The sequence below is a fragment of the Mesorhizobium sp. M7A.F.Ca.CA.002.09.1.1 genome (assembly GCF_003998555.1).
Classification (GTDB): domain Bacteria; phylum Pseudomonadota; class Alphaproteobacteria; order Rhizobiales; family Rhizobiaceae; genus Mesorhizobium; species Mesorhizobium ciceri.
The window spans coordinates 1-9,490 of record NZ_RZRR01000107.1; the positions used below are offsets into that span (position 1 = coordinate 1).

The 9,490-nt window shown below is 63.5% G+C and carries 8 protein-coding genes and 1 pseudogene; 7 read left to right on the forward strand and 2 right to left on the reverse strand.

Annotation, left to right across the window (positions count from 1 at the left end):
- The 7 genes and pseudogenes from EN994_RS07350 to EN994_RS07380 form a co-directional block, all read left to right on the forward strand.
- A pseudogene (locus EN994_RS07350) lies at nt 1–277 on the forward strand (arabinose ABC transporter substrate-binding protein); the annotation flags it as partial.
- A gap of 70 nt (nt 278–347) precedes the next feature.
- On the forward strand, nt 348–1,859 hold the full coding sequence (gene araG / locus EN994_RS07355; RefSeq protein WP_027164219.1) for an L-arabinose ABC transporter ATP-binding protein AraG: 1,512 nt from the start codon (nt 348–350) through the stop codon (nt 1,857–1,859).
- Between the two features lie 11 nt (nt 1,860–1,870).
- Nucleotides 1,871–2,821, forward strand: a complete 951-nt coding sequence (gene araH, locus EN994_RS07360; RefSeq protein WP_063169847.1) for an L-arabinose ABC transporter permease AraH — start codon at nt 1,871–1,873, stop codon at nt 2,819–2,821.
- A 13-nt stretch (nt 2,822–2,834) separates the two neighbouring features.
- Nucleotides 2,835–3,725: an aldose 1-epimerase gene (locus EN994_RS07365; protein WP_063169848.1), complete on the forward strand. Its 891-nt coding sequence runs from the start codon at nt 2,835–2,837 to the stop codon at nt 3,723–3,725.
- On the forward strand, nt 3,718–4,497 hold the full coding sequence (locus EN994_RS07370; RefSeq protein WP_063169849.1) for an SDR family oxidoreductase: 780 nt from the start codon (nt 3,718–3,720) through the stop codon (nt 4,495–4,497). The genes EN994_RS07365 and EN994_RS07370 overlap by 8 nt, the downstream gene beginning before the upstream one ends.
- Nucleotides 4,498–4,511: 14 nt before the next feature.
- Nucleotides 4,512–6,224 (forward strand): IlvD/Edd family dehydratase, encoded by a 1,713-nt coding sequence (locus EN994_RS07375; protein WP_063169850.1) that lies wholly within the window; start codon nt 4,512–4,514, stop codon nt 6,222–6,224.
- An 11-nt stretch (nt 6,225–6,235) separates the two neighbouring features.
- Nucleotides 6,236–7,141, forward strand: a complete 906-nt coding sequence (locus EN994_RS07380; RefSeq protein ID WP_063169851.1) for a dihydrodipicolinate synthase family protein — start codon at nt 6,236–6,238, stop codon at nt 7,139–7,141.
- A 14-nt stretch (nt 7,142–7,155) separates the two neighbouring features.
- Here EN994_RS07380 and EN994_RS07385 read toward each other — a convergent pair whose 3' ends face one another.
- Nucleotides 7,156–7,902, reverse strand: coding sequence for an SDR family NAD(P)-dependent oxidoreductase (locus tag EN994_RS07385; protein ID WP_013528170.1), 747 nt, complete (start codon nt 7,900–7,902; stop codon nt 7,156–7,158).
- A gap of 66 nt (nt 7,903–7,968) precedes the next feature.
- A complete protein-coding gene (locus EN994_RS07390; RefSeq protein WP_063169852.1) occupies nt 7,969–9,480 on the reverse strand; it encodes an altronate dehydratase family protein in 1,512 nt (503 codons plus the stop codon).
- Nucleotides 9,481–9,490: the final 10 nt, after the last annotated feature.

Sequence of the window (9,490 nt, forward strand, 5' to 3'; positions counted from 1 at the left end):
GACAGCCTCCGAAAGCGTCGGCATCCCCGCTGATAGCGTGATCAGCGTTGGCATTGGCGGCGCGGATTCGGCGATCAACGAGTTCAAGAAGCCGACGGCCACCGGCTTCGTCGGCACCGTGATCATCTCGCCGAAGCGTCATGGCTACGAAACGGCGCTCAACATGTATGACTGGGTTGCCAGCAACAAGGAGCCGGAGAAGCTGATCCTGACTTCCGGTGCACTCGCCAAGCGCGACGACTACCAGAAGGTCCGCCAGGGCCTCGGCATCGAATAATCCTCCCTGTACAAACAGGCGGCGGCTCATCCCGCCGCCTGTTTGCCATTCCACAAGAGGATCGCTGCCCGTGTCCTTTCTCGACTTCTCGCACATCACCAAGACCTATCCGGGCGTCAAAGCGCTGTCGGACGTCTCGTTCGGCGTCGACAAAGGCGCCGTGCATGGGCTGATGGGCGAGAACGGCGCCGGCAAATCCACCCTGATCAAGATACTGTCCGGCGACCAGCATGCCGATCAGGGCGAGATCCGCATCGACGGCAGGGTTCAGGCCTATACGTCGACCCGGGATGCCTTCGACAATGGCGTCATCGTCATTCATCAGGAACTGCAGCTGGTTCCTGAACTCACCGTTGCCGAAAATCTCAGCCTCGGTCGTTTCCCTGCCAACGCCGGCATCATCGCCGGCCGCCGGATGCTGGACGACGTCGGCGCCAAGCTGAAATCGGCCGGCATCGACATCGACATGCGCCGCAAGGTCAAGACGCTGTCCATCGGCGAACGCCAGATGGTCGAGATCGCCAAGGCGATCATGCTCGACGCACGCGTTATCGCGCTGGACGAACCGACCTCGTCGCTGTCCTCGCGCGAAAGCGAAATCCTGTTTGCCCTGATCGACCGCCTGCGCGGCGAGGGCAAGGTCATCATCTACGTCTCGCACAGGCTCGACGAAGTGTTCCGGCTCTGCGACAGCCTGACCGTGCTGCGCGACGGCAAGCTGGCGGCGCACCATGCGTCGCTGAAAGGCGTCACCCGCGACCAGGTCGTCGCCGAAATGGTCGGCCGCGAGATTTCGGATATCTGGGGTTTTCGCGCACGAAAAACGGGCGATGTCCGCCTGAAGGTCGACGCTCTCAGCGGCCCCAAACTGAAGACGCCGGCCAGTTTCGAGGCGAGGGCAGGCGAGATCGTCGGCTTCTTCGGCCTGATCGGCGCCGGGCGCTCGGAACTGATGCGTCTGGTCTATGGCGCCGATCCGCGCTCGGGCGGCACCATCACCGTCGATGGCAAGCTGGTCCCTGCCACCGATCCGCGTGGTACGATCCGGGCCGGCATCGTGCTGTGTTCGGAGGATCGCAAGCATGACGGCATCATCCAGGGCCGCTCGGTCGAGGAGAACATCAACATCTCGTCGCGGCGCCATCACACGCGCTTCGGCGTGTTGAACCGCGCCAGCGAGATCGCCACCGCCGAAACCTTCATCAAGAAGCTCAAGGTGCGCACGCCGTCGCGCAAGCAGGACATCATCAACCTCTCCGGCGGCAACCAGCAGAAGGTCATTCTTGGCCGCTGGCTGTCCGAACAAGGGGTGCGGGTTCTCATTGTCGACGAGCCGACGCGCGGCATCGACGTCGGTGCCAAATCGGAAATCTATGAACTGCTCTACCAGCTTGCGCAGGACGGCATGGCGATCGTTGTCGTCTCGTCCGAACTGCCGGAGGTGATGGGCATCTGCGATCGCATTCTGGTGATGTGCGGCGGCCGCGTCAGCGCCGAGCTCACCCGCGACCAGTTCGCCGAAAGGGCGATCCTGGCCGCCGCTCTCCCCGATCAGAAAACCCCCGACGCGATCGCATCTTGAGGACTTTTGGCATGACCGACCAGTTGAAAAAAATCCTGCTCGGCGAACAGGGCCTCGTCGTCATCTTTGTCGTCGCCTTCGCGCTGGTCTCGGCTCTGGTGCCGAATTTCCTCACCGACCGCAATATGCTCGGCCTGCTGCAGTCGGTGGTCACCGTCGGTATCGTCGCCTGCACCATGATGTTCTGCCTTGCCGCACGCGACTTCGACCTGTCGGTCGGCTCCATCGTCGCCTTTGCCGGCATGGTCGCTGTGATGGCGTCGAATTACACCGGCTCGATCCTGCTTGGCCTCTTGGCGGCAATTGCCAGCGGCGCCTTCGTCGGCTTCATCAATGGCGTCGTCATCGCCAAATTCCGCATCAACGCGCTGATCACGACGCTGGCCACCATGCAGATCGTGCGCGGGTTTGCGCTGATTGCGTCCGACGGCCGCGCCGTCGGCATCAACAGCCCGGATTTCTACCAGCTCGCGCTGTCCAAACTGCTCGGCATTCCGACGCCGGTCTGGGTGCTCGCCATCCTGTTTTTCATCTTCGGCTTCGTCCTCAACCGCACCGTCTTCGGCAAGAACACATTGGCCATCGGCGGCAATCCGGAGGCTTCGCGCCTTGCCGGCGTCAATGTCGACCGGACGCGCATCTGGATTTTTGCGCTGCAAGGCGTCGTCTGCGGCATCGCCGGCATCCTGCTGGCGTCGCGCATCACCTCGGGCCAGCCCAACGCGGCGGTCGGACTGGAACTCTCGGTCATCTCGGCCTGCGTGCTCGGCGGCGTCTCGCTTGCCGGCGGCCGCGCCACCATGTCGGGCGTCATCGTCGGCGTGCTGATCATGGGCATCGCCGAGAACGCCATGAACCTGCTCAACATCCCGGCCTTTTACCAGTACATCGTGCGCGGCGTTATTTTGCTGCTGGCCGTGCTGCTCGACAATCTGCGCTCGTCGGCTTTGGGCCGGCGTTGACTCGGGGCAGGGCATGTCGGCTGGAATACTACTGGAAAGCAATCGGCTGTGCGTCGAGATCAGCCCCTCTGGCAGCGCAATCGTCAACGGCCATACGGCCGACGGGGTGCCATTCCTGCGTCCCTACCAAGGCGAGGCCGAGTTCGACGTTGTGCACTGCGCTTGCTTTCCGATGGTGCCGATCGGCAATCGCGTCGAGGGCAATGCGTTTTCCTGCGGCGGTCAAAACTTCACGCTGGCGCCCAACACGACTGATCCTTTCTATATTCACGGTGACGGCTGGCAGGCGAACTGGAAGGTCGAGGAGCATCGCGTCGACCGCCTCCATTTGGCCTTCGATCATCCGCGCGGCGTCGACTCGCCCTATGTCTACCATGCGCGACAGTCGTTCCGGCTCGCCGGCGCGCGGCTGGAACTCCGGCTTGCCGTCGAAAATACCGGCGTCATTCCACTGCCATTCGGCCTCGGTTTCCATCCATTCTTTCCGCGCACGCCGCGGACGACCTTGTTTGCGCCGGCCGAAACCTGGTGGACAGAGCGCGACGGGCACCTTCCAGCGTCCAGGAGCGCCATTGCCGCCGATGTCGATTTCTCAACGCCGCGCCATTTGCCCGACCGTTGGCTGAACAATGGCTTCGAAGGGTGGAGCGGCATCGCGCGCATCATCTGGCCGGAGCACTGTCTGGGGATCGACATCGAGGCGGACGCGGAGCTCGACCGCTACATGCTCTTTGCGCCGGACACGGACCGAAGCTTCTTCTGCCTGGAGCCGATGAGCCATACCCCAAATGCGTTGAAGCATTTCGATGCCGACCCAATGGGGATCAAGGTACTTTCCCCCGGCGAGGTTCTCAGAGCAAGATTCGCAATGACCGTCTTCGACTGGAGCGACAACCATGGCTGAGCGCCTTTCCGGCAAACGCATCTTCCTGACCGGCGCCGCGCAAGGCATCGGGCTGGCGATCGCCGAGGCCTGCCTTGCCGAAGGCGCAAGACTGTTCCTGGTCGACCGCGACGGCGCACTGCTGGACAAGACCGTCGCGGGCCTCGCCGTGCCGCGCGGCCATGTCGGGCATGCGGCAGCCGACATCAGCGACGGTGCCGCAATTGCCGCTGCCGTCAGCCAAGCGGCCGCCGAGATCGGCCCCATAAACGCGCTGATCAACAATGCCGGGATCAATGTGTTCTCGACGCCGCTCGAGGCGACCGAGGAGGAATGGAACCGCAACTTCGACGTCAACGTCAAGGGCGCTTGGAATTGCAGCAAGGCGGTGTTGCCGGGCATGATCGCGAGCGGCGGCGGCGCCATCCTCAACATCGCCTCGACGCACAGCTTCACCATCATCCCACACACCTTTCCCTATCCGGTCGCCAAGCACGCGCTGCTCGGCCTGACCAAATCGCTGGCGCTCGAATATGCGGCGCAAGGGGTGCGCGTGAACGCGCTGGCGCCCGGCTATGTCGAAACCCAGAAGGCGATTGACTACTGGAACAGCTTTGCCGATCCGGCCACAGCACGCGCCAACACCATGGCGCTACATCCTGGCGGCCGCATCGCCACGGCGCGCGAGATTGCGCTGGCTGCGGTGTTCATGATTTCCGACGAGTGCCCGTTCATGAATGCGGCCACGCTCGTCGTAGATGGTGGGCTGAGCCAGCTCCAGCATCCAGCCTGAATTCCGGGAAAACCATGACCAAGAGACGATCGCAGCACTGGTTCGGCGGGCAGGGCAAGGACGCCTTCATTCACCGCAGCTGGATGAAGAACAACGGCCTGCCCGACGATGCCTTCGACGGCCGCCCGGTGATCGGCATCTGCAACACCTTCTCCGAATTCACGCCTTGCCACGTGCATTTCCGTGGCCTGATCGAGCACATCAAGGCGGGCGTGCTGGAAGCCGGCGGCCTGCCGCTGGAATTCCCGGTCTTCTCCTGCGGCGAATCCAATCTGCGCCCGACGGCGATGCTGTTCCGCAATCTCGCCTCGATGGATGTCGAGGAAGCGATCCGCGGCAATCCGATGGACGGTGTCGTGCTGATGGCAGGCTGCGACAAGACCACCCCGTCGCTGGTCATGGGCGCGGCCTCCTGCGACCTGCCGTCGATCGTCATTTCCGGCGGGCCGATGCTCAATGGCCGTTTCCAGGGCCGCGAGATAGGTTCCGGCACCGATGTCTGGAAATTCTCCGAGGATGTCCGCGCCGGCGTGATGAGCGAGCAGGATTTCGCTAATGCCGAGAGTGCCATGTCACGCTCGCCGGGTCATTGCATGACCATGGGCACGGCCTCGACCATGGCCTCGATGGTCGAAGCGCTCGGCCTGGCGCTGCCGGGCAACGCTGCCTATCCGGCGGTCGACGCGCGCCGCAGCCGCATCGCCCGCATGACGGGGCGGCGCATCGTCGAGATGGTCAATGAGAATCTCCGCCCGTCCGCCATCCTCAAGAAAGAAGCTTTCGCCAACGCCATCCGTGTCAATGGTGCCATCGGCGGCTCGACCAATGCGGTCGTGCATCTGCTGGCGATTGCCGGCCGCGTCGGCACCGAACTGACACTGGACGATTGGGATCGATATGGCCGCGATGTACCGACCATCCTCGACCTGATGCCGTCAGGCCGCTTCCTGATGGAGGACTTCTGCTACGCAGGCGGCATTCCGGCGGTCATGAAGGAGATCGGCGATCTGCTCGATCTCGACGTGCTGACCGTCACCGGCAAGACCGTGCGCGACAACATCCGTGACGCTAAAAACTACAATCCCGAGGTGATCCGCCCGCGCGACAAGGCGCTTACTCCCAATGGCGGTATCGCGGTGCTGCGTGGCAATCTGGCGCCCGACGGCGCCATCATCAAGCCGTCAGCCGCGTCACCGGCCCTGATGAAGCATCGCGGCCGCGCCGTCGTCTTCGAGGACATCGACGACTACAAGGCGCGCGTCGACGATCCCGCGCTCGACGTCGACGAAGCGTCGATCATGGTGCTGAAGAATTGCGGCCCCAAGGGCTATCCGGGGATGGCCGAGGTCGGCAACATGGCGCTGCCCCGGAAGCTGCTGAAGCAGGGTGTCCGCGACATGATCCGCATCTCCGATGCCCGCATGTCCGGCACCGCCTTCGGCACCGTCGTGCTGCATGCCGCACCCGAAGCCGCCATCGGCGGCCCGCTGGCGCTGGTCAGGAGCGGCGACTTCATCGAGCTCGACGTCGAAGCAAGGAAGCTGCATCTCGACGTGTCGGCACAGGAGCTGGCGCGGCGTCGTGAATCCTGGCTACCGCCCGTCCCGGCGATGCGCGGCGGCTATCAGGGCCTCTATGTCGACCGTGTCCTGCAGGCGGACCGCGGCGCCGATCTCGACTTTCTCGTCGGATGCCGTGGCCACGCCATTCCACGCGAAAGCCATTGAGGCCGACCAGCATGCCCAATTTCCGGCCTGACGATTTCCACGCCATTCACGCCATTCTCTACGCGCTCTTTGACGCGAACGAACAACTGGACCGCGCGGCGATGCGTCGGCAGGTCGAGATCTGCCTGGCGACGGGCGTGCACGGCATGGCGGCGCTCGGCCTGGCGACGGAAGTCGCCAAGCTGACCGAGGCCGAGCGCCGGACGATCATGGACTGGACGGCGGAAGATACGGCTGGAAAAGTGCCGCTTGCCTTCACCATCTTCGGCGCTTCGGTGGCTGAGCAGGTGGCACAGCTTCGCCATGCTGAAAGCGTGGGAGCGGATTGGGTGATCCTGCAGCCGCCGCCGGTCGGATCCTATGGTGCGCTGGAATACACCAGGTTCTTCGGCCGCGTCGCCGAGGCAACCGACCTGCCGGTGGCGATCCAGAACGCGCCGGCGTTTTTCGGGCGCGGCCTGTCATCGGACGAGATCCGCGAACTTGTCACGCTTCATCCCAACATAAGGCTGATCAAGGGCGAAGGCCCTGTCACCGACATTGCCGGATTGATCGAACGCACCGAAGGCCGGATACCCGTTTTCAACGGACGCGGCGGCCTTGAACTGATCGACAATTTCCGCATCGGTTGCCGCGGCATGATCCTGGCGCCTGATGGCATCGACCTCGCCGTGCGCGCCTACAATGCGTTTCGGATCGGTGACGAAGCGACGGCCGAGGCCGAGTACGCAAGAATGCTGCCGGCAGCGGTCTTCGTCATGCAGGGCATCGAGAACCTGATCTGCTACGGCAAGCGGCTGTTCGGCGCCCGCGCAGGCATCCCGATACACGACCGGGCTCCGGCGATGCGGCCCAACGAGACCGGCGTGGCGATGGTGGCGCGCTTTGCGGCTGGCCTCGGTCGGTTGCCTGGCTGAACGGCAACTGCCCTTCAATAGGTCGTCCGCCCACCCGACAGGTCGAACGTGGAGGCGGTCGTGAAACTGTTCTCCTTGGAGACGAGCCAGGCGACCATCGCCGCGGCTTCGTCGACCTCCAGCAGGCGGCCGCGCGGAATGCGCGAGCGCATATATTCGATGTGCTCCGGCGTCAGCTGTTCGAGGATGCGCGTCTGTGCCGTGGCCGGCGAGATGCAGTTCACGGCGATGTCGTACTGCGCCAGTTCCTTGCCGAGCGACTTGGTCAAGCCGATGACCGCCGCCTTCGAGGCTGAATAGGCGGAGGCGTTGGGGTTGCCCTCCTTGCCGGCGACCGAAGCGATGTTGACGATCCGTCCGTAATTGCGCTCCTTCATTCCGGGAACCACGGCGCGATTGACGTAGAACGTACCGTTTACGTTGACGTCGATGACCTTCTTCCACGTCTCGATGTCGTAGACGTCGAGCGGGGCGGCAGGGCCGGCAATTCCGGCGGAATTGACCAGAATGGAAATCTTGCCGGCCAGATCTTCGGTCCTGGCGCGCGCCGCGTCCACCGACGTCCAATCGGCGACGTCCACGATCTCTGTCGTGGCAGCGTTGCCGAGTTCCTTCTTGGCGGTTTCGAGGCGGGCCTCATCGAGATCCCACAAGCTGACCGTCGCGCCGGAAGCGACGAAACGCCTGGCCATCGCGAAGCCGAGGCCTTGGGCGCCACCGGTGACCACAGCGTGCTGGCCGTCAAGATCGATCCTGTTCATGTCGAGCGGTTCTTTCCGTTTGAGCTACTTCCGGGATAAAGGCCGGCCTGTGCAGGCCGGCGATCGCTACATGGTCGCGCCAAGGCTCCATGGCACGAACTCGTTGTCGCCATAGCCGAGCGCTTCCGACCTGGTGCGCCCGCCGGAAGCGACGCGCAGGATCTCGGCAAAGATCTCCTCGCCCTTCTCGGCCAGCGAGACGCCGTCCAGTATGTCTCCGCAATTGATATCCATGTCCTCGCGCATCTGCTCGAAGATGAAGCTGTTGGAGGCAAGCTTGATCGAGGGCGTCGGCTTGCAGCCGAAGGCCGAACCGCGGCCGGTGGTGAAGCACAATATGTTGGCGCCGCCGGCGACCTGCCCGGTGGCCGAGACCGGGTCGTAGCCGGGCGTATCCATGAAGACGAGGCCGCGCTCGTTGATCGGCTCGGCATATTCCAGCACCGCCCGCAGATTGGTGGTGCCGCCCTTGGCGGAAGCGCCGAGCGATTTCTCCAGGATGGTCGTCAACCCACCCAGCTTGTTGCCGGGCGAAGGGTTGTTGTTCATCTCCATGTCGTGCCTGGCGGTATAATCCTCCCACCAGCGGATGCGTTCGATCAGCTTTTCGCCCACCGCGCGGCTCTCGGCGCGCAAGGCGAGGAGATGTTCGGCGCCATAGATCTCGGGCGTCTCCGAGAGCACCGCCGTACCGCCTTGCCCGACAAGCAGGTCCACCGCAGCACCTAGTGCCGGATTGGCGCTGATGCCGGAGTAACCGTCCGATCCGCCGCATTGCAGCGCAAGCACCAGTTCGGAGGCTGGTTGCGGCGTCCTTTCGGCGGCGTTCACCGTAGGCAGCATGTCGACGATCGCCTTCACGCCAGCCTCGACCGTCTTTCGCGTACCGCCGGTTTCCTGGATGGTCATCGTGCGGAAAATCGTGCTCTCCTTGATGTTGTACGACTGCATCCAGCGTGGGATCTGGAACGCTTCGCAGCCGAGTCCGACCATCAGCACGCCGCCGATATTGGGGTTCGTGGCAAAGCCCCATTGCGTCCTTTTCAACAGGTCGTAAGCGGGACCCTTGGTGTCGATGCCGCAGCCAGTGCCGTGGACGAGTGCGATGATACCGTCGACATTGGGATAGTCGCGCAGGATGCCAGACCGGTTGACCTCGTCGGTGATGAACCGGGCGACGCTGGCAGAGCAGTTCACCGAGGTCAGGACGGCAATGAAGTTGCGCGTGCCCACCTTGCCGCTCGGCCGGCGGTAACCCATGAAAGTAGCGCGCTCGGCCTCGGCAACGATCTCGGTTTGCCTGGTATTCGTGCCGAAGACGTAGTCGCGTTCGAAATTTCGCAGATACACATTGTGCTCGTGAACCCAGTCGCCGGCGACGATTGGTTCCCGCGCAAAACCGATGGTCTGGCCGTATTTCACGATCGGCTGGTCCGAGCCGATGTCGCGCAAGGCCATTTTGTGCCCGCGCGGTATGCGTGCCCTGGCAGCCACGTCACCGGCTTTTTCGCCGATCTTCAACGGATCGACCGCCAGAAGAATGTTGTCGGCCCCCGAAAGCTTGATGAACCGCGCCATGACCCCATAC

Coding starts and splice junctions, on each gene's coding strand:
- EN994_RS07370 (WP_063169849.1), top strand. CDS start 3,718: ATGGCTGAGCGCCTTTCCGGCAAACGCATCTTCCTGACCGGCGCCGCG.
- EN994_RS07375 (WP_063169850.1), top strand. CDS start 4,512: ATGACCAAGAGACGATCGCAGCACTGGTTCGGCGGGCAGGGCAAGGAC.
- EN994_RS07390 (WP_063169852.1), bottom strand. CDS start 9,480: ATGGCGCGGTTCATCAAGCTTTCGGGGGCCGACAACATTCTTCTGGCG.
- araH (WP_063169847.1), top strand. CDS start 1,871: ATGACCGACCAGTTGAAAAAAATCCTGCTCGGCGAACAGGGCCTCGTC.
- EN994_RS07380 (WP_063169851.1), top strand. CDS start 6,236: ATGCCCAATTTCCGGCCTGACGATTTCCACGCCATTCACGCCATTCTC.
- EN994_RS07365 (WP_063169848.1), top strand. CDS start 2,835: ATGTCGGCTGGAATACTACTGGAAAGCAATCGGCTGTGCGTCGAGATC.
- EN994_RS07385 (WP_013528170.1), bottom strand. CDS start 7,902: ATGAACAGGATCGATCTTGACGGCCAGCACGCTGTGGTCACCGGTGGC.